This is a genomic window from Streptomyces sp. PL-29 (genome assembly GCF_058344425.1).
This window is the reverse complement of the sequence record NZ_CP136996.1, coordinates 2,600,720-2,620,281: the sequence shown is the minus strand read 5'-3', so window position 1 is coordinate 2,620,281 and position 19,562 is coordinate 2,600,720. Positions and strand designations below refer to the sequence as shown.

The 19,562-nt window shown below is 73.6% G+C and carries 14 protein-coding genes and 1 other RNA gene; 10 read left to right on the top strand and 5 right to left on the bottom strand.

The genetic code is table 11. The features are described 5' to 3' along the window. Positions 1–215: 215 nt before the first annotated feature. Positions 216–3,305 (bottom strand): FHA domain-containing protein, encoded by a 3,090-nt coding sequence (locus R4Z63_RS11980; RefSeq protein ID WP_384446209.1) that lies wholly within the window; start codon positions 3,303–3,305, stop codon positions 216–218. Positions 3,306–3,738: 433 nt separating this feature from the next. On the opposite strand from R4Z63_RS11980, the gene R4Z63_RS11975 reads away from it, so the two are divergent. Both R4Z63_RS11975 and R4Z63_RS11970 read left to right on the top strand, forming a co-directional pair. Continuing rightward, on the top strand, positions 3,739–5,535 hold the full coding sequence (locus R4Z63_RS11975) for a serine/threonine-protein kinase (protein WP_384446207.1): 1,797 nt from the start codon (positions 3,739–3,741) through the stop codon (positions 5,533–5,535). Positions 5,536–5,693: 158 nt separating this feature from the next. Further along, entirely contained in the window at positions 5,694–6,944 is a 1,251-nt protein-coding gene (locus R4Z63_RS11970; RefSeq protein WP_037923245.1) for a serine/threonine-protein kinase, read from the top strand. Between the two features lie 139 nt (positions 6,945–7,083). Here the strand turns inward: R4Z63_RS11970 and R4Z63_RS11965 are convergent, their stop codons facing one another. After that, a complete protein-coding gene (locus R4Z63_RS11965) occupies positions 7,084–8,085 on the bottom strand; it encodes an isopenicillin N synthase family dioxygenase (RefSeq protein WP_384446205.1) in 1,002 nt (333 codons plus the stop codon). A gap of 315 nt (positions 8,086–8,400) precedes the next feature. Here R4Z63_RS11965 and prfB point away from each other — a divergent pair, with 315 nt between their 5' ends. Beyond that, positions 8,401–9,510, top strand: a complete 1,110-nt coding sequence (gene prfB, locus R4Z63_RS11960) for a peptide chain release factor 2 (RefSeq protein ID WP_037923250.1) — start codon at positions 8,401–8,403, stop codon at positions 9,508–9,510. Positions 9,511–9,651: 141 nt separating this feature from the next. Here prfB and R4Z63_RS11955 read toward each other — a convergent pair whose 3' ends face one another. Further along, positions 9,652–9,843: a hypothetical protein gene (locus R4Z63_RS11955; RefSeq protein ID WP_037923252.1), complete on the bottom strand. Its 192-nt coding sequence runs from the start codon at positions 9,841–9,843 to the stop codon at positions 9,652–9,654. 238 nt (positions 9,844–10,081) lie between these two features. Here R4Z63_RS11955 and ftsE point away from each other — a divergent pair, with 238 nt between their 5' ends. From ftsE to ssrA, 5 genes are all read left to right on the top strand, one after another. Next, positions 10,082–10,771: a cell division ATP-binding protein FtsE gene (gene ftsE / locus R4Z63_RS11950; RefSeq protein WP_030011324.1), complete on the top strand. Its 690-nt coding sequence runs from the start codon at positions 10,082–10,084 to the stop codon at positions 10,769–10,771. A 15-nt stretch (positions 10,772–10,786) separates the two neighbouring features. Next, positions 10,787–11,737: a permease-like cell division protein FtsX gene (gene ftsX, locus R4Z63_RS11945; protein WP_037923256.1), complete on the top strand. Its 951-nt coding sequence runs from the start codon at positions 10,787–10,789 to the stop codon at positions 11,735–11,737. A 67-nt stretch (positions 11,738–11,804) separates the two neighbouring features. Beyond that, positions 11,805–12,983 (top strand): S41 family peptidase, encoded by a 1,179-nt coding sequence (locus R4Z63_RS11940; protein ID WP_384446202.1) that lies wholly within the window; start codon positions 11,805–11,807, stop codon positions 12,981–12,983. Positions 12,984–13,001: 18 nt separating this feature from the next. Then, positions 13,002–13,487 (top strand): SsrA-binding protein SmpB, encoded by a 486-nt coding sequence (smpB, locus tag R4Z63_RS11935; protein WP_037923261.1) that lies wholly within the window; start codon positions 13,002–13,004, stop codon positions 13,485–13,487. Positions 13,488–13,569: 82 nt separating this feature from the next. Continuing rightward, positions 13,570–13,958, top strand: a transfer-messenger RNA (tmRNA) gene (gene ssrA / locus R4Z63_RS11930). Between the two features lie 424 nt (positions 13,959–14,382). Here the strand turns inward: ssrA and R4Z63_RS11925 are convergent. Beyond that, entirely contained in the window at positions 14,383–15,564 is a 1,182-nt protein-coding gene (locus tag R4Z63_RS11925; protein WP_384446199.1) for an SH3 domain-containing protein, read from the bottom strand. Between the two features lie 49 nt (positions 15,565–15,613). After that, positions 15,614–16,945 (bottom strand): MFS transporter, encoded by a 1,332-nt coding sequence (locus R4Z63_RS11920; RefSeq protein WP_052030961.1) that lies wholly within the window; start codon positions 16,943–16,945, stop codon positions 15,614–15,616. Positions 16,946–17,038: 93 nt separating this feature from the next. On the opposite strand from R4Z63_RS11920, the gene R4Z63_RS11915 reads away from it, so the two are divergent. Both R4Z63_RS11915 and R4Z63_RS11910 read left to right on the top strand, forming a co-directional pair. Further along, positions 17,039–18,031, top strand: a complete 993-nt coding sequence (locus tag R4Z63_RS11915; protein ID WP_037923262.1) for a LysR family transcriptional regulator — start codon at positions 17,039–17,041, stop codon at positions 18,029–18,031. Positions 18,032–18,128: 97 nt separating this feature from the next. Further along, entirely contained in the window at positions 18,129–19,496 is a 1,368-nt protein-coding gene (locus R4Z63_RS11910) for an MFS transporter (RefSeq protein ID WP_037923264.1), read from the top strand. The last annotated feature ends 66 nt before the right edge of the window (positions 19,497–19,562 follow it).

Sequence of the window (19,562 nt, the reverse complement as noted above, 5' to 3'; positions counted from 1 at the left end):
ACCCGCTCGACCCCGCAATACCGCCTCACCGGGACGGCCGCGCGGCCGGGGCCGTCATGTTCGGGCGACGCCGGCCGTGCCGCCCGGCACCGGGCGCTGCGGGCCCCGCCGACGCGAACCGCAGGAGAGGCCCAGGGGTGTCCCGGACGGTGCGGTGGCCGCGAAGGTCCATGGCGCCGGGAGGTGCCAGCGGGAAGTGCCACCGGGAGGCGCCGCTACGAGGCGTCCTGGGGCGCCGGAGGGAACAGCACGGGTATCGCCGAGACCAGGTGCGCGGCTCGGTCCAGGGCGCTGGCCAGCAGCGCGAGGTCGGTCGGGCCGTTGCCCAGTTCGCGCACCGGCCGGCGGGCCGGCGGATCGCCCATCCGCTCCCACTCCACCGGCACCACCGTCGGTCGCAGGGTCGCCGTCCGGGGGATCCGCCCGGTGACCCGGCCTGCCTGGAAGGGGACCGTGCGGCCGTCCGCGAAGCGCAGCACGCCGCGGCCGGGCCCCGGCTGGTCCGGGCCTTCGAGCTCCACCCGCAGGGCCGCCGTCCGGGCCGGGCCGGTGTCGGCCGTGCGGTCCGGTCGGGAGGTGCTCGCGACCAGGTGCACGCCGAGCCGGGCACCGTCACGGGCCACCGCCTCCAGCGCCCGCACCACCGAGCCGGCGGCGGGCCGGCCGGCACTGCCCAGCCCGGGCGCGACCAGCGCGTCGAGGTCGTCGACCAGCACCACCAGGCGGGGCAGCGGGCTCGGCCCGACCGGTTCCGTACGGGTCGCCGCGGCGCGCAGCCGGAGCGTCCCCGTCCGTACCGCCTCGCCGGGGCCCGGCGAGGCGGGTGCGGAGCCGTCGTCGCCGCGGACCTCGCCCGGGGCGGGCCGGCGGGGCGCGACCATCCGGCCCGACACCTCGCGCTGCGCGTGCCATTCGGCGAAGGGGACGCCGTCCAGCAGCTCGGCCCGCCGCTTGAGCTCCGCGCCCAGTGCCTGGGCGAACTCCCGCATGCGCAGCGGATCGGAGGCGACCAGGTGCGCGGAGACGTGCGGGAGTTCGGTGCAGGGCAGCAGCCCGTCGCCGCGCTCGCCGCCCGCCCCGTCGAGGAGGACCAGCCCGAGCCGGTCCGGGCGGGCGCCCGCGGCCAGTGACGCGGCCACCGACCGCAGGAGCTCGGTCCGCCCGCTCCCGGCGGGCCCCTCCACGATCAGGTGCGGGCCGTCGTGGACCAGCTCGGTGCCGACGGGGCCGCGCCGCCCGCTGCCGAGCACGATCTCGGCGAGGCCGCCCTGGCCCTGGCCCTGGTCGGTGGCGGCCGCCCAGCGGGCCATCAGGGAGGCCGGGGTGGCCCGGGCCAGTCCCAGCTCGTCCAGCAGCCGGGCCGTGGCGGGCAGCGTCGCGGCCGTGGGACGGCCCGGTCCGCAGGCCCCGCCGTCGGTGGGCCGCAGGGGGGCCAGGGCCCGGGCGAACCGCTCGGCCCAGGCGGTGGAGACGGCGTCGGAGACGGCCGTGCTGCCGGACGGAACGGGATGGCCGCCCCGGACCGCGAAGGTCTGCACGGCCGTGGCCACGTCCCCGCTGAGCAGGGCGACCGCGCCGCAGTCCCGGAACGCGGGGGTGGCCGCGCAGGCGGCCTCGTAGGTGTCGTGGACCGGCGAGGCGGGGGTGGCGGCCGGAGCCTCGGCGAGCACCAGCACGTGGATCCCGGCGGCCGGGCCGTGCGAGGCGAGCCGGCCGGTGATGTCGCGCAGCGCGCCGGTGCCGGGGTCGCCGTCGAGGACGAGGAGCGTGTACGGACCCGCGTAGGCGTCGGCCGCCTCCCGGACCTGCTCGGGAGAGGTACTCGCCCAGTGCGCGCCGAGCGGACCGTCGTCGAGCCGCCGGGTCAGCTCCGCCGTGCGGGCGGCGGCCTGGTCGCGGTCGTACGCGAGGAGCAGGCGGCAGTCCTGGCCGTGCGCGGGCCGTACGTGGGGCAGCCAGCCCAGCCAGCCCCAGTCGCGCCGCCGGTCGGCGAGCGGGCGGACCCGGTCGGCGCAGACCAGCACGATCTCCAGCTGCCCCGGTGCGTGCAGTCCCGCGAGCTGTGCGACCACCCAGCGGGCGGCCCCGGACAGCCGGGCCCGCGGGCCCGCCAGGCCGAGGGCGCCGACGGCGGGCAGCGACAGCCGGTTCCCGGCGCCGAGCCCGACCTCCAGCAGCGCGGAGCCACCGGCCCGCCCGGACGTACGCGACCACAGGCGCCCGGTGGGCCCCATCGCGGCCAGCAGCAGCGCGGCCGGGTCGTCGGGGTGCGGCGCGGCGGCTGCGACGACCGCCTCCGCGATGTCCTCCGCGATGTCCTCCCCGCGCACCCACCGGCGGGCCCACGCGCCGAGGCCCCGGCGGCGGCCGGATCCGGGCCGGGCCCCGTCCGGACCGGCCGCGCCGGGGCCTCCGGGGGAGGCGGGCGTGTCCGGACGGGCGGCGCCGGCCGCGCCGGTCGGTCCGTACGGCCCGGTGGTCTCCGGGGCGGTCCCGGAGGCGCCCGGTGTCGTACGGGGGGCGGTGGCCGGGGCGTGCAGGCCGCGCGGCCCGTGCGGGTCGTACTCCTCCGGCCCGGCCGGGCCGCGGGCGCCCGCCGCGCTCCCGGGGGCGTCGGGGAAGGCGCCCGTGGGGCCCTCGGAGCCGCCGGAGCTCGCGGGGGCCGCGAGCGACAGGTGGCCTTCCTGGTCGGGGGTCACCGCCAGCGCGGGCGCGCTCGCGGGCGCCAGCCGCAGGGTGGACTCGCCGACCCGCAGCAGGGCTCCGGGGGGCAGGGCGACCGGCTGGAGCCCGACCGGGGAGCCGTCGACGGCGGTGCCGTTGGTGGAGCCGAGGTCGGCCACGGCGACCCGGCCGCCGCCGATCACCGTCACCGCGCAGTGCATCCGGGACACGTCGGGGTCGTCCAGCGGAACGTCGGCGTCGGCGGACCGTCCGACGCGGATCTGCCCGCCGTGCAGCAGGTGCACGCCGCCCGCGTCGGGTCCGGCCACGACGTGCAGCTGGGGTGTGCCGAGGCCGTCCTCGGGCAGTACGTCCGGCATCGGCGCGTTCACTGCCAGCACCGCGCCGTCCACCAGCGGCGGCTGGCCCAGCACCCGCCGCTGGAGGTCGAGGCGCTCGGAGCCCGCGTACAGCACGACCGTGCCCCCGGTGTCGGGGCCGCCGACGGTGGCCGCGAGCCCGGAGGCGACCGCGGCCAGCGCGGTGCCGGCGGGCGCGGTGACGAGCACGTCACAGCTCGCGGGGGCGGTCGCGGTCTGGTGGCCGCTGCGCGACCCGAGGACGGTCAGCCGGATCTGCATCGCCGTCAGCGGTCCCTTCTGCGCGGTGCGCCGGTGTGTGCGCCCGGCAGGGGACCCGCGACACGCGTGCCGATCGCCCCCCGCCCGGCACGGACGCGTCGTCCGGTCAGGTCTGCCCGGAAGGCGGGGCTCCCGTCCCGTGCCGTCCGTACGGGTGCATCCTCGCACCTGTCGCGGACAACACGCCCGGCACCCGGCAATAAATGATCTTGATCTGTCGCGGGTCGGACCGTGGTCCGGCCGAATCCGAACCACGAGCGGGTGAAAGAGGGGAAAATCGCCTCCGGCATACCCCGAAAACGTCACCCTCCGTACATATGTGCGGCAACCAACCTCCGGGGACCGGCGTCTTCCGGGGGGACACCCCCTAGAGTGGGCCGGAAAACCATTCGACGGATCGACCACAGCAGACGACAGCAGGGGAGCGCGAGACGTGCGGCCAGTCGGCAGCAAGTACCTGCTCGAGGAGCCGCTCGGGCGCGGCGCCACGGGCACTGTCTGGCGTGCCCGCCAGAGGGAGGCCGCCGGCGCGGAGGCGGCGGTCGCGGGACAGCCCGGTGAGACCGTGGCCATCAAGGTCCTCAAGGAGGAGCTGGCCCAGGACGCCGACATCGTCATGCGCTTCCTGCGGGAGCGCTCCGTCCTGCTGCGCCTGACCCACCCCAACATCGTCCGCACCCGCGACCTCGTGGTCGAGGGCGACCTCCTCGCCCTGGTCATGGACCTGATCGACGGCCCGGACCTGCACCGGTACCTGCGCGAGAACGGCCCCTTCACGTCCGTCGCCGCGAGCCTGCTGACCGCCCAGATCGCCGACGCGCTCGCCGCCAGCCACACCGACGGCGTGGTGCACCGCGACCTCAAGCCCGCCAACGTGCTGCTCGACGAGCGCGGCGGGCAGATGCGGCCGATGCTCACCGACTTCGGCATCGCCCGGCTCGCGGATTCCCCGGGACTGACCCGTACGCACGAGTTCGTCGGTACCCCGGCCTACGTCGCCCCCGAGTCCGCCGAGGGCCGCCCGCAGACCTCCGCCGTCGATGTCTACGGCGCCGGCATCCTCCTCTACGAGCTGCTCACCGGCCGCCCGCCGTTCGCCGGGGGCACCGCGCTCGAAGTGCTCCACCGCCACCTCAGCGAGGAGCCGCAGCGCCCCTCGACCGTGCCCGAGCCGCTGTGGACGGTCATCGAGCGCTGCCTGCGCAAGGAGCCGAACGAGCGCCCCAGCGCCGCGAGCCTGGCCCGCGGCCTGCGCGTGGTCGCCGCCGGTATCGGCGTGCACTCCACGGCTGCCGAGGTGGAGGCCGCGCTCGGGGTGGGAGCCCTGCTCGCGCCCGACCCCTCGCCGGCCCCGGTCCCCGAGACCCCGGGCGCCGCGGACCCCACCCAGGTGCTGCCGTCCGGGGCGGCCTCCCCGGCGGGCGCGTACGACCCGGAGGCCATGACCGGCGTCCTGCCGCCGGTCGGCGCCGCCGACGCCACCTCGGTGCTGCCCACCGGGGCTCCCCGGCCCGGGGGGCCGGGGCAGACGGCCGGCCCCGGCGCCGACCCGACCTCGGTCATGCCACCAGTGCAGCAGCCCGACGCGCCGCACCCGTGGCAGTCGCAGATGCGGGCCGCCCGGGACCGCAACGAGCAGACGCAGATGCAGTACCTCGACCCCCAGGACGACCCGCTGCGCCGCCGCCCGCAGCGCCAGGCGCCCCCGCCGCACCGACCCCAGCAGCCGCCGCAGTACCGGCAGGGCCCGCCGCAGCAGCAACAGCAGTATCAGCAGCCGCAGCAGCCCCAATACCGCCAGCCGCAGCAGCCTCCACAGCAGCAGTACGCGCCGCCGCCCCCGCCGCCGCAGCACTACCAGCCGCAGCAGCGTCAGCCCCAGCAGTACCAGCAGCCCCCGCAGCAGCCGCAGTACCGGCAGCCGCAGCAGCCCCAGCAGGCCCCGCCGCAGCCCCCGGCCCCCCGGGAGCCGCGCGAGCCGCGCCGCCGCAGCGCCAACCCGGTGCGCATCCCCGGCCTCGGCTGCCTCAAGGGCTGCCTGGTGCTGATCCTGGTGTTCTTCGTGGCGGGCTGGCTGGTCTGGGAGCTGACCCCGCTCCAGGAGTGGGTCGGCACCGGCCGGGGATGGTGGGACCAGGTGTGGACCTGGGGCACCGACGTCGTGGACTGGGTCGCCGGCATCGGTGACGCGGCGGGCTCGTCGGGTTCCTCCGGCTCCGGCAGCCCCTGAGGCGGGGCCCCGGCGGCGACCTCGTGGATTTGTCGACATCCAGGGCGTGATTTCGCCCCCAGATGTGAAGGTCGTCGCGAATCGGGCCCCCTGCTGGCCTTCGAAGCCCGCCGGGCCGCGTAGCTTTGGGGCGTACGCCAGCCACTGAGGGAGCAGTCGTGGCACGGAAAATCGGCAGCCGGTACACGGCGCACCAGATCCTGGGGCGCGGCAGCGCGGGCACGGTGTGGCTGGGCGAGGGGCCCGACGGCCCCGTCGCCGTCAAACTCCTGCGCGAGGACCTCGCGTCCGACCAGGAACTGGTCGGACGCTTCGTCCAGGAGCGCAGCGCCCTGCTCGGCCTGGAGCATCCGCACGTCGTCTCCGTCCGCGACCTCGTCGTGGACGGCAACGACCTCGCCCTCGTCATGGACCTCGTACGCGGCACGGACCTGCGCACGCGGCTCGACCGCGAGCGCAGGCTGGCCCCCGAGGCGGCCGTGGCGATCGTCGCCGACGTGGCCGACGCGCTGGCCGCGGCGCACGCGGCGGGAGTCGTCCACCGCGACGTCAAGCCGGAGAACGTCCTGCTCGACATGCAGGGCGCGCTCGGCCCCGGTGGCTCGCACCCCGCCCTGCTGACCGACTTCGGCGTCGCGAAGCTGATCGACTCCCCCCGGCGGGCCGCAGCGGGCAGGTCCAACGCCCCGGCGACCCGCATCATCGGCACTCCGGACTACCTCGCCCCGGAGATCGTGGAGGGCCTGCCCCCGCGCGCGGCCGTGGACATATACGCCCTGGCCACCGTCCTGTACGAGCTGCTGGCCGGGTTCACACCCTTCGGCGGCGGCCACCCGGGCGCGGTACTGCGCCGGCACGTGACGGAGACCGTCGTCCCGCTCCCGGGCATCCCCGACGAGCTGTGGCAGCTGGTCGTGCAGTGCCTGGCCAAGGCCCCGGCCTCGCGCCTGCGGGCCTCGGAGCTGTCGGCCCGGCTGCGTGACCTGCTGCCGATGCTGGCCGGAATGCCGCCGCTCGACGTGGACGAGCCGGACGACGCGGAGCCGGAGCCGGCGGTGCCGGAGGAGCCCTCCACCGACCCGGTGCGGCGGCGCGGCGTGGTCCCGCTGGTGCCGGGGTCGGCCACCGACTCCAACCGGGACACCCACACCTCGATGCGGGTTCCGGGACCGGACGAGCTGGCCGGCGGGGCGCTGGGCACCGCCCGGGTGCCGCGCCCGGCCGGCGGGCACCGGCCCGGCTCGGCCCGGCACCGGGCCGAGGCCGCGCGCAAGCGGCGGCTGACCCTGTCCGCGGTCGCGGTGGCCCTGGCCGCGGCCCTCGGTCTGGGAGGCTGGCTGGCCTTCTCCGGGGGCGATGAGCCGCAGCCCCGCCAGGACAACAAGCAGTCCGTTCCGCGGGTGCCGTGACGCCGGGGCGGCGCCCCTGCGGGGCTCCGCCCGGAGGCAGGGCCCACTCCGGGCTCCGCCGCGCCCCCGGGCCTTGAACGCCGGACCTCCCCGCGAAGGTCCGGCCCCGGCACGCGCCGGTACGGGGCGCAGGCGCGGCTCAGGCGGCCACCAGCTCGGGGTGCCAGCGCCGGGCGACGGCCGGGTGAGCGCGGACCCAGCCCTTCAGTTCGTTGCGGCCGTACTCGGCGTGCAGCGGGTTGGACGCGTCGTGCGCGACCCCGGGGGCCGCGCGCAGGTAGTCGCCCGGCACGGTCTCCACCACCGCGTCCAGCCGCGGATTGTAGAAGAACGGCACCGAGAACCGCTCCACCGCACCCGGCGGGCTGACCACCCGGTGGTCGGTCGCCGTCAGGTAGCCCTCGGTCGCGATCTCCAGCAGCTCGCCCAGGTTCACCACGAAGGCCCCCGGCATCGGCGGCACGTCCACGTAGCCGCCGTCCCGGACCACCTGGAGGCCGCCCACGGAGTCCTGGAGCAGGAGGGTGAGGAAGCCGTAGTCCTTGTGCGCGCCGACCCCCTGGTCGGCGCCGGAGGGGGCGGACCCGGGGTAGCGGATCAGCTTGGTGTGCAGGTGGGGGCGGTCGGCGAAGGCCTCGTCGAAGAAGTCGGCCGGGGCGCCGATGGAGACCAGGAGTTCCTGGAGCAGGCGGTGCGCCACCGCCGCCAGGCGCGTCTGCCAGTCCAGGACCACCGTGCGGAGCTCGGGGAGGGCCGCCGGCCACTGGTTCGGGCCCTCCAGCCACAGGTACGGCGGGTCGTCCGGGCCCACCGCCGGCGCGGGCCGCTCGGCGCCCACGTCCAGCTGGTCGCGCCAGTCGGAGGCCCCGCCGGTCAGCTCGTGCCCGATCCGGGTGTACCCGCGGAAGTGCGGGGAATTCAGATTGCTCACCGCGAGCCGGTCGGCCTCCGGAAGGGCGAAGAAGGTCCGGGTGACCTCCAGGATGCGGGCACTCTCGGCGGCGGTCACGCCGTGCCCGGTCAGGTGCAGGAAACCGGTGTCCCTGGCTGCTGCGTGCAGCTTCTTCAGGAATGCGGCCCGCAGGGCCGGGTCGTCGGCCTGGGAGAGGTCCAGGACGGGGAGGGAGTGCACGGACGGCATGACGGCTCCGTTTCGGATGTCACGGGGTCCTGTTCCCCAGAGGTGGCGGGGCAGCGGGTGGGGCGGGGCCGTCGGCGGGGATGGTGCCGGCGACCGCTCGGACCGCGTACAGGACCAAGTCGGATCGGGGCGGATCAGGCTTGGGTTCGGTCCGGCGGCTGACAGCTCGCCGTCGTGACGCGCATGTAGTCCACATGGCGGCGCTTGACGAGGAGAACGGTCATACGGTGAGCGTACGCCCGCGCGAGCCTTCATCAGAACGGGTGATCCGGCCTGCCCGGACGGGCTCGCCCGCGGACCGGCTAGGCTGGACCCGTGGCAGTCGTCGATGTTTCCGAAGAGCTGAAGTCCCTCTCCTCGACCATGGGGTCGATCGAGGCCGTCCTGGACCTCGACAAGCTGAGGGCAGATATCGCCGTGCTCGAGGAGCAGGCCGCCGCGCCGTCCCTGTGGGACGACCCGGAAGCCGCCCAGAAGATCACGAGCAAGCTTTCGCACCTCCAGGCCGAGGTCCGGAAGACCGAGACCCTGCGCGGGCGCATCGACGACCTCGGGGTGCTGTTCGAGCTCGCCCAGGAGATGGACGACGCGGACACCCTCGCCGAGGCCGAGGCCGAGCTGGTGTCCGTCCGCAAGGCGCTGGACGAGATGGAGGTCCGGACCCTGCTCTCCGGCGAGTACGCCGAGCGCGAGGCCCTGGTCAACATCCGTGCCGAGGCCGGCGGCGTCGACGCCTCCGACTTCGCCGAGCGCCTCCAGCGCATGTACCTGCGCTGGGCCGAGCGCCACGGCTACTCCACCGAGATCTACGAGACCTCGTACGCCGAAGAGGCCGGCATCAAGTCGACCACCTTCGTCGTCAAGGCCCCCTACGCCTACGGCACCCTCTCCGTGGAGCAGGGCACCCACCGCCTGGTGCGCATCTCCCCCTTCGACAACCAGGGCCGCCGCCAGACCTCCTTCGCGGGCGTCGAGGTGCTCCCGGTCGTCGAGACCAGCGACCACGTCGAGATCGACGAGTCCGAGCTGCGCGTGGACGTCTACCGCGCCTCCGGCCCCGGCGGACAGGGCGTCAACACCACCGACTCGGCCGTGCGCATCACGCACATCCCGACCGGCATCGTCGTCTCCTGCCAGAACGAGCGCTCGCAGATCCAGAACAAGGCCAGCGCCATGAACGTCCTCCAGGCCAAGCTGCTGGAGCGGCGCCGCCAGGAGGAGCAGGCCAAGATGGACGCCCTCAAGGACGGCGGCAGCTCCTGGGGCAACCAGATGCGCTCCTACGTCCTGCACCCCTATCAGATGGTCAAGGACCTGCGCACCGAGTTCGAGGTCGGCAACCCGCAGGCGGTCCTCGACGGCGAGATCGACGGCTTCCTGGAGGCGGGCATCCGCTGGCGCAAGCAGCAGGAGCAGACCGCGTAAGGCGCGCACCGCGCATGCCGCGCGCACGGAACACGGGAAGGGCCCGGACACCACAGGTTGTCCGGGCCCTTCCGCCGCATGTGATCGGTACGCGGCGCGGGCACCGACGAGCACCGGCGCCGACCCGCCCGGCGGCGCCTCCTAGGCGGTCTGCTGGGCCACCAGCACCAGAGCTGCCACGAGGACCACCATGAGCGCGATGAGCGCCACGGGGTTCAGGCCGGAGAAGGGGCCCTCCTGCTGGAGGCGCTCCCGGTTCGCCCGGCACACCGGGCAGCGGCCCTGGCTGACGGGTGCGGCGCAGTTCGCGCACACGAGCCGGTCATATGTCATGCGCTCCTCCTCTCGTCCCCTCGGTCATCCTTCTTGCCTATAACGGCGCGGGGAACCGGACCGTTCCCCCTACCACTGTGCCAGCTTTGCCGACATTCGGCGCGGCCCGTCCGGGCAATCGCGGTCCGGACCCTCCAGGACCGAGGGATAAAGCGGACAACTCCGGATGCCGGGTCCCCACCTCGCGCCCGTTCGCGTAGGGTCACGCTCACCTACCCCCGGCGACCGTGGTGCACCCGTGATCCGATTCGACAGCGTCTCCAAGTCCTACCCGAAGCAGAGCCGTCCCGCACTCAGAGAAGTCTCCCTCGACATCGCGAAGGGCGAGTTCGTCTTCCTGGTCGGTTCGTCCGGCTCCGGCAAGTCGACGTTCCTCCGGCTCATCCTGCGCGAGGAGCGGGCGAGCCACGGCCAGGTGCACGTCCTGGGCAAGGACCTCGCCAAGCTCTCCAACTGGAAGGTCCCGCAGATGCGGCGCCAGCTGGGGACCGTCTTCCAGGACTTCCGCCTGCTGCCCAACAAGACGGTGGCCGAGAACGTGGCCTTCGCGCAGGAGGTCATCGGCAAGCCCCGGGGCGAGATCCGCAAGGCCGTCCCGCAGGTCCTCGAACTGGTCGGCCTGGGCGGCAAGGAGGAGCGCATGCCCGGCGAGCTGTCCGGCGGCGAGCAGCAGCGCGTGGCCATCGCCCGCGCTTTCGTCAACCGTCCGGCGCTGCTGATCGCGGATGAGCCCACCGGCAACCTCGACCCCCAGACCTCTGTCGGGATCATGAAGCTGCTGGACCGGATCAACCGGACCGGCACGACCGTGATCATGGCGACGCACGACCAGCAGATCGTCGACCAGATGCGCAAGCGCGTCATCGAACTCGAACAGGGCCGACTCGTGCGCGACCAGTCGCGCGGCGTCTACGGCTACCAGCACTGAAAGGCCCCCAGAGTCATGCGCGCCCAGTTCGTCATGTCCGAGATCGGCGTCGGCCTCCGCCGCAATCTCACCATGACCTTCGCGGTCATCATCTCCGTGGCCCTGTCGCTGGCCCTGTTCGGCGGCTCCCTGCTCATGAGCGAGCAGGTGGGCAGGATGAAGGGCTACTGGTACGACAAGGCCAACGTCTCGATCTACCTCTGCAACAAGCAGGACGCCCAGGAGGCCGGAGAGGCCGCCGCCAACAGCGCCGGGGGCGTGGCGACCTGCCGCAAGGGCGCCGTGACCGACGAGCAGAAGAAGCAGATCGAGTCCGAGCTCAAGGCGATGTCCCTGGTCAAGTCGGTGACCTACGAGTCGGCCGACGAGGCGTACAAGCACTACCAGGAGCAGTACGGGCACACGGCTCTGGCCTCCTCCATCACCCCCGACCAGATGCAGGAGTCCTTCCGGGTCAAGCTCAAGAACCCGGAGAAGTACAAGGTGGTCACCTCCGCCTTCGCGGGCCGTGACGGCATCCACACCGTCGACGACCAGCGCCAGGCGATCGACGACCTCTTCAGGATCCTCAACTACCTCAACATGGCGGCCATCGGCATCATGGCGATCATGCTGATCGTGGCGCTGCTGCTGATCGTCAACACCGTGCGCGTCTCGGCGTTCAGCCGCCGGCGGGAGACCGGGATCATGCGCCTGGTCGGCGCCTCCAGCTTCTACATCCAGGTCCCCTTCATCATGGAGGCCGCCGTCGCCGGGCTCATCGGCGCCTTCTTCGCCTGCGTCATGCTCGTCTCCGGCCAGTACTTCGTGATCGACCACGGTGTCGGCCTGCGGGACAAGATCCAGCTCATCGACTTCATGGGCTGGGGATCGGTGCTGGCCAAGCTTCCGTACGTGCTCTTCATCGGCCTCCTGATGCCCTCCATGGCCGCCTTCATCGCTCTGCGCAAGTACCTGAAGGTGTGACAAGCGCCCCGCAGGCGGTCCGGCCGACCATCCGTACCGGCGCGGGGCTTGTCCTAGACTCGGCGCCATGCCGGGTCTGCCCGCCTTCCGTCTCCGGCCCCGCGACCCACGTCGCGGGGCCGTTCTGACGTTAACCTTCGTCGCCGTCGTCGCCGTCGGCGCGTTGACCGGCTGCTGGGACCGCGACGACGGGGCCGCGGCCGCCGCGCCGGCGGACGCACCGGTGCCCGGTGCCCGGCGCGCGGAGGGCACGGCCGACCGCGAGGCAGTCGCCCGCGCCGCCGCCGAGGCCGTCGCCGAGGGCAAGTCGGGCAAGAAGGCCGCGCAGGAGGTGGTCAGCCGCAGCGGCGACCGCTGGGGCACCGTCTACGACCGGGGCGAGTACGCCGCCTTCGCCGAAGACCTGGACGGGCACTGGACCGGCGTCGGGGTCTGGGCCGTGCGCGCCCGGGACGGCATGATCACGGTCGACGAGGTCCAGTCCGGCAGCCCGGCCGCGCGGGCCGGGCTGCGCGCCGGGGACCGGCTGCTCAGCGTCGACGGGCACGCTGTGACCGGCCTGGCCGTGGCCGACGTGGTCGCCCTGCTGCGGGGTACCGCAGGCACCCCCGTCGTGCTCAACCTGAGCAGGAACGGCGCCGACCTCACCGAGACCGTCCTGCGCGAGCGGCTGAGTACCGAGCCGGTGACCGTCCGGCAGCTCGCCGGCGACGTCACCGTCATCAAGGTGACCTCCTTTACCCGCGGCTCGGGGGAGCGGGTCAGGGCGGCCGTCCAGGCGGCCCCGGCCGGCGGTGGCGTCATGCTCGACCTGCGCGGCAACCGCGGCGGGCTGGTCGCCGAGGCCGTCACGGCCGCCTCCGCCTTCCTGGACGGCGGGCTCGTCGCGACCTACGACGTGCGGGGCGAGCAGCGCGTGCTGAACGCCGCGCCGGGCGGGGACACGACCCGGCCGCTGGTGACCCTCGTCGACGGCGGCACGATGAGCGCCGCCGAGCTGGTCACGGGCGCGCTCCAGGATCGGGGGCGGGCGGTGGCGGTGGGCAGCCGGACCTTCGGCAAGGGCGCCGTGCAGATGCCGACCGAGCTCCCCGACGGCTCGGTGGCCGAGCTGACGGTGGGCACGTACCGCACCCCGGCCGGCCGCAGCCTCGACGGCGGCGGCATCACCCCGGACGTGCCGGCCGGCGAGCGGGCCGAGGAGCGGGCCGTCACGGTATTGGGTGGCCTCGGGGTGGGTCCGTAGTGCGAAAATGACCGCACTATGGCTAAGGAAAAAGGGCGCAAGCTGATCGCCCAGAACAAGAAGGCGCGGCACGACTACGCGATCCTCGACACCTACGAGTGCGGACTGGTGCTCACCGGTACCGAGGTCAAGTCCCTGCGCCAGGGACGGGCCTCGCTGGTCGACGGCTTCGTGTCGGTGGAGAGCAGGGAGGCCTGGCTCTACAACGTGCACGTGCCGGAGTACAGCCAGGGCACCTGGACCAACCACAGCGCCCGGCGCAAGCGCAAGCTCCTCATGCACCGCGAGGAGATCGACAAGCTGGAGCGCAAGGCGGACGAGTCGGGCCACACGATCGTGCCCCTCGCCCTGTACTTCAAGGACGGCCGAGCCAAGGTCGAGATCGCCCTGGCGAGGGGCAAGAAGGAGTACGACAAGCGGCAGACGATGCGGGAGAAGCAGGACACCCGCGAGACGAACCGGGTGATCTCAGCCATCCGTCGCAAGCAGCGGGGCACGGTGTAATCACCTGGCACGCGGTGGTCCACTTCGCGTACCATGACGTCAGCACCGCCCCCCGGGGTGGAGCACATTGTTAAAAAAACATGGGGATGATCGGTTTCGACAGCGGATGTCGATGCAGGGGAAGCGAGCCGAGGAAGCGGCAATGATCTCGCTAACCACATGTCGCAAAAAATAATCGCCAACTCCAAGAGCGATAACTCCCGCTTCACCCTCGCTGCCTAATAACAGTGAGCTGAAGCCTCTGTGAGGAGCGTCAGCCCGGAAGTGGTCCCGGTCCGGATCCTGGCGTCAACAAGGGATCTAAACCTCTAGCCCCGGTCACGGGGGTTGGAGGGAAATCAAACAGTGACTGAGCCCGTCGGAGACTTGTCCGTGTGATCTCCGGGGCCGAGAAAAGCGCAGCGGACTGCGCTCGGAGAAGCCCTGCTTCTGCACCGTTGGACGCGGGTTCGATTCCCGCCATCTCCACTCATCCCATGTGGGCGAAGGCCCCGCACCCCGGTTCCGGGGGGCGGGGCCTTCGTCATGCGCAGGCTGGTCGCTGTCGGCGGCGATGACCTCGATGGGGCACCGCGGTTTCCGAACGCCTCGTTCGATGCGCGCGTCCGCCGTCAGCAGGGGGACGCCCAGTGTCTCGGCGAGGGCGACGTACGCGGCGTCGATGCGCCGGCGGGCCGCTGCGCCCCGGGAGCCCCTGTCCGTGAGGAACAGGACCAGGGCGGAGGAGTCCACGACGATCAACGGCCCGCCCGGGCCTGCTGGAGGCAGGGCTTGTGGGCGGGGTCGATTCCCGCCCTCTCCCCTCATCCCGTGCCGGCGACCGCTTCCGGCGGCCGATGGGCCAACAGCCCCCCCGGCCGGCGGGCCGGGGGGCTGTGTCAGGCGGTGGCGGGGGTCAGCAGAACGGGACCTTGTTGAGGTTCAGGGCGTAGCGGGCGGAGATCCAGCCGGAGCCGTCGGCGAGCTTGTACCAGATCGCGTTCCCGTCGATGTTCTGGCCGTTGACCTTGCACTGGAGCTTGACCACCGTGCCGGTCGGGATCTTGCCGTGCTTCTTGTAGTGGGTGCCGGGGCCGGAGCGGACGCCCAGTCCCTTGCCGGGGCTGACGATCTTGGCCTTGGGGTGCTCGTGGTGGCCGCCGCCGCACTTGCAGTCGCCGGGCTTCCCGGGCTTGCCCATCTCGCCCTTCGGACCCTTGGGGCCCTGCGGTCCGACCGGGCCGGGCTTGCCGGGGTGGCCCTTGGGGCCCTGCGGGCCGCGCGGGCCCGGCTTGCCGGTCTCGCCCCTGTTGCCCTTGTCCCCCTTCTCGCCGCGGTCGCCCCTGTCTCCCTTCTCGCCCTTGTCGCCCTTGTCTCCCTTCGGGCCGCCGGCGGGTCCGGGCTCGCCCTGCGGGCCGCGGGGCCCCGTGTGGCCCGGCCTGCCGATCTCGCCCCTTTCCCCCTTGTCGCCCTTCTCGCCGCGGTCTCCCTTGTCTCCCTTCTCGCCCTGGTCTCCCTTCTCGCCCTTCTCGCCCTTGGGGCCGGGGCGCCCGGGCTTGCCGTGGTGGCCAGGCTTGCCGTCGTCTCCCCGGTCCCCCTTGTCTCCCTTGGGGCCGGTCACCGGGGTGGCGACGGCGAACAGCGCCGGCGCCGCACCGTCGGTCGACCACTCGCCGCCGTGCAGGGTGGTGCCCTGCGGGGCGTCCGCGTCCACCTGCAGGTCGACGCCCAGCCGGGTCTGCTCGTTCGACGGGAAGACGAAGCCGGCGCGGCTCCCGGCGTCGCACATCAGCTGACGGGCGTCCGCCGAGCGCGTGCACGGGACCGAGGAACGCTGCCCGTCCCAGTAGAAGCGGGCCTCGGGGAAGCTCGTACGGTCCGGCGCGACGATCCGGAAGGTGCTGCTGACGGCCCGGTCGGCCCCGTTGGCGGCCGCGATGACGACACGGCCCGTCCCGCCGGGGGCGATCGAGGGTACGTACGGCTGGAAGAACCGGATGTCGGACGAGTCGGCGGCGGCCGGCACGGCCGGTGCCAGGCAGGCGGCGGTGACGGCAGCGACGAACAGGGCCGCGGGCACGGAACGGGAAGCAGGCACGGGTAGTTCCTCCGCAAAGGGAAGGGCGCTGGGGGGAAGGCACCACCAGTTATTGCGGATCTTGGGCGGAGGTCGTGCGTACCACGCGGGAACGGTCACTCGGGCGCCGGATCGATCGGCCCGACAAGGCGATCGCCAGGGCGATCAGCGCGGCCGTCGCCGGCACCGCGTAGGCGGCGGTCGGGCCCGCGCCCTCCACGACCTGCCCGGCGCTCGCCGCGCCGACCGCGATGCCCGTGAGGATGGCGGTGACCGCCAGGGTCAGGCCCTCGTTCAGCCGTCCGCCAGGGGTGCGGGCGTGAACCTGCGACATCGCCGTCACCATCGTCGGGGCCGTGGCCATGCCGGCCAGCAGGAGCGCGCCGGCCAGCGCGGTCACCGAGCCGGAGGCCGCGGCGGCCCACGGGAGGGTCATCAGGACGGCCAGGGCGCACACACACGCCTTCAACGAGCGGGCGCGCACGGTGCCGTAGAGCAGGCCCGCCGCACAGGAGCCCGCCGCCTGGAAGGCCAGGACCAGGCCGGAGGCGGCGCCCAGCCCCCGGACGTCGAGGTAGGCGATCGAGGCGACCTCCATCGAGCCGAACACCACGCCCGTGACGAGGAAGAGCGGCAGCAGCGGACCCAGTGCGCGCAGCGGGGAGCCGCGCCGCGCCGCCGCCGTCACGGGGGGCTGGGTGGCGCGGCAGGCGGTGAAGACCAGCATGCCGGTGAGCAGCAGCACGGCTCCGGCGAGGGTGCCCGCCTCGGGGAAGAGCGCTCCGCACAGGAAGGCCGCCAGGACCGGCCCGAGCATGAAGCACAGCTCGTCCGCGGCCTGCTCGAAGGACATCGCCGTGTGGTGGGCGGCGGGGGAGTCGCGCAGCAGGTGCGTCCAGCGGGCGCGGGACATGCCGCCGATGTTGGGAGTGGTGGCGGTCGCGGCGTAGCAGGCGAAGAGCGTCCAGGCGGGAGCGCCGGTGCGGACGCAGATGACCAGGGCCAGCGAGCCGAGGACCGCGATCAGGGTGGCCGGTACGGCGATCCGGGCCTGGCCGTGGCGGTCGATCAGACGGGCGGTCCAGGGTGCGACCACCGCCGTGGCCGCCAGGCCGGTCGCCGTGACCGCGCCGGCGAGCGCGTACGAGCCCCGCTGGCCGGCGATCATCATGACCGCGCTGACCCCGAACATGCCCATCGGCAGGCGGGCGAGGAGGTTGCCGGCGGTGAACCCGCGGCTGCCGGGCAGGGCGAACAGCCGCCGGTAGGGGCCGGGCGCCCGCCCGGCGGCCCGGCGGCGGGCGGCGGCAGCGGGCGAGGGAGCGGCGGCCGGCGAGGGAGCGGCGGCAGCGGGGGAGGGGGCGGTGGCGGTGATGACGAGCGTGCCGCCGGTGACGGTCATGAGGGGCATGCGCCCACCCTCGGCCGGGGCGGTGTGCGGCGTCCAACACCTGTTCCGAAGCCATTCACCTGTTCCCGTTGTTAGTCTCCGGGGGTGAATCCCCGTGATGTGGAACCCCGTCTGCTCCGCGGGTTCGTCGCCGTCGCCGAGGAACTGCACTTCACCCGTGCCGCCGCCCGCCTGTACGTCGCCCAGCAGGCGCTCAGCAGGGACATTCGGCGCCTCGAACAGACCTTGGCGGCCACGCTGTTCCTGCGCACCACCCGCGCCGTCGAACTGACCGCCGACGGGCACCGCCTGCTGCCCCTGGCCCGGCGTGTGCTGGGTGCCCACGAGGAGCTGGCGGGCGCCTTCGCGCCCGGCACCGGGACCACATCCGGCGCGGCACCCCGCCCGCTCCTCGTGGACCTGAACACCGACGGGCCCGGCACCGCGCGCACCGTGCTCGAACGGGCCCGCGAAATCGCCCCGGACTGCGAGCTGATGGCCCGCTTCGAGAGCGGGCTCACCCATGCCGCCGCCGAGGTCGCGGCCGGCCGGCTCGACGTCGCCTTCGGATACGCCGACGGGCTCGACCCCGCACTGCGGGCGCCGCTCGCCCGGCGGCCGGTACGGTACGAGCCGCTCGCCGTGCTGCTGCCCGAGGGCCACCCTCTGGCCGCGGGGGAGTCCGTACCGCTGGACGCGCTGGCCGGGGAGACCGTGTACGCGGGCGCCGGCAACCCCCGGACGCTGGAGTGGACGGGGCTGGCGCGCGAGCTGTTCGCCGGGCGGGGGATCCTGGTGGCGCCGCCGGCGCCGGTCGCGATGGGCATGGACGAGTTCCGCCGGGTCATGGTCAAGACCGGCAACCCGGTGCTGGCGACCGTGGGCTTCCTGGAGATGCCGGGGTGCGTGAAGCTGCCGCTGACCGATCCGGTGCCGCTGTCGCCGCTGTCGATGGTGTGGCGCAAGGGTTTCGGCCACCCCGGGCTGGACGCCCTGCACGCCGCGACCGCCGGGCTGGCGGCCGAGCGGGGCTGGCTGGAGCCACCGGCCGGGAGCTGGCTGCCCGCCCCGCTCACACACGGCACGGGCGGCGGGTGAGAGCAAGGTTTCCCGGCGGTCATCCGGCGGGGACCGGGGCCGAAACGAGCCCTTCCTACGGTCGTTCCCACGGACGCGACAGCTGTGGAGGCGTGTGATGACCGGAACCGCACCGCGCAAGCGGGGCCGCTGGATCGAACAGTGGGACCCCGAAGACGAGACCTTCTGGAAGGAGACCGGGGAACGGATCGCCCGCCGCAACCTGCTGTACTCCGTCCTCTCCGAGCACATCGGATTCTCCATCTGGTCCCTCTGGTCCGTGATGGTCCTCTTCATGGGCCCCCAGTACGGCGTCGACCCGGCCGGGAAGTTCTTCCTGATCGCGACCGGGACCTTCGTGGGCGCGGTCGTGCGCGTGCCGTACACCTTCGCCGTCGCCCGATTCGGCGGCCGGAACTGGACCGTCTTCAGCGCGCTGCTGCTGCTCGTGCCGACGGTCGCCGCGATCGCGGTGATGGAGCCGGGTACCTCGTACGGGACCTTCCTGATCGTCGCCGCCCTCACCGGTGTCGGCGGCGGCAACTTCGCCTCCTCCATGACCAACATCAACGCCTTCTTCCCGATGCGGAAGAAGGGCTGGGCGCTCGGCCTGAACGCGGGCGGCGGCAACATCGGCGTGCCCGTCGTCCAGCTGGCCGGCCTGCTCGTCATCGCCACCGCCGGGGCCGGCCACCCGCGGCTGTTGCTGGGCGCCTACATCCCGCTGATCGTGATCGCCGCGCTGCTGGCGGCCGTACGGATGGACAACCTGGCGCCCGTGCGCAACGACACCGGCGCGGTCCGCGAGGTCCTGAAGGACCGGCACACCTGGATCATGTCCTTCCTCTACATCGGGACCTTCGGGTCCTTCATCGGCTACAGCTTCGCCTTCGGGCTGGTCCTGCAGACCCAGTTCGGGCGAACCCCGCTCCAGGCCGCCTCGCTGACCTTCATCGGACCGCTGCTGGGCTCGCTGGTCCGGCCGGTGGGCGGCGCGCTGGCGGACCGGTTCGGCGGGGCGCGGATCACCCTGGCCACGTTCGTCGCGATGGCCGCGGCGACCGGAGTCGTCGTGTTCGCCTCGCAACGGTCCTCGCTGCCGGTCTTCCTCGTCGGGTTCGTGGCCCTGTTCGTCCTGAGCGGACTCGGCAACGGCTCGACGTACAAGATGATCCCCGGCATCTTCCAGGCGAAGGCGCTGGCGCGCGGGATGAGCGGCGAGAGCGCGGCGGCGTACGGACGGCGGCTCTCCGGGGCCTCCATGGGGCTGATCGGCGCCGTCGGCGGGCTCGGCGGCCTGGGCATCAACCTGGTCTTCCGGGAGGCGTTCCGCTCCTCCGGGTCCGGGACGACCGCCTTCGCCACCTTCCTCGGCTTCTACGCGGTGTGCTGCGCGGTGACGTGGGCGGTATACCTTCGCCGCCCGGCGGCCCCGGTGGTCCACACGGCCGAGGCTCCGGTGAAACCCCAGCTCACGTCGGTGTAACCGGGGCGAAATGCGGGTGAACCGAGTCCGACACGCCGAGTTGGCAGGCTCGGTCCACCCGTACCG

Excerpts from the sequence above, each read along its gene's own strand:
- R4Z63_RS11980 (WP_384446209.1), bottom strand. The coding sequence starts at position 3,305 with ATGCAGATCCGGCTGACCGTCCTCGGGTCGCGCAGCGGCCACCAGACC.
- R4Z63_RS11965 (WP_384446205.1), bottom strand. The coding sequence starts at position 8,085 with ATGCCGTCCGTGCACTCCCTCCCCGTCCTGGACCTCTCCCAGGCCGAC.
- R4Z63_RS11955 (WP_037923252.1), bottom strand. The coding sequence starts at position 9,843 with ATGACATATGACCGGCTCGTGTGCGCGAACTGCGCCGCACCCGTCAGC.
- ftsX (WP_037923256.1), top strand. The coding sequence starts at position 10,787 with ATGCGCGCCCAGTTCGTCATGTCCGAGATCGGCGTCGGCCTCCGCCGC.
- R4Z63_RS11940 (WP_384446202.1), top strand. The coding sequence starts at position 11,805 with ATGCCGGGTCTGCCCGCCTTCCGTCTCCGGCCCCGCGACCCACGTCGC.
- smpB (WP_037923261.1), top strand. The coding sequence starts at position 13,002 with ATGGCTAAGGAAAAAGGGCGCAAGCTGATCGCCCAGAACAAGAAGGCG.
- R4Z63_RS11920 (WP_052030961.1), bottom strand. The coding sequence starts at position 16,945 with ATGACCGTCACCGGCGGCACGCTCGTCATCACCGCCACCGCCCCCTCC.
- R4Z63_RS11910 (WP_037923264.1), top strand. The coding sequence starts at position 18,129 with ATGACCGGAACCGCACCGCGCAAGCGGGGCCGCTGGATCGAACAGTGG.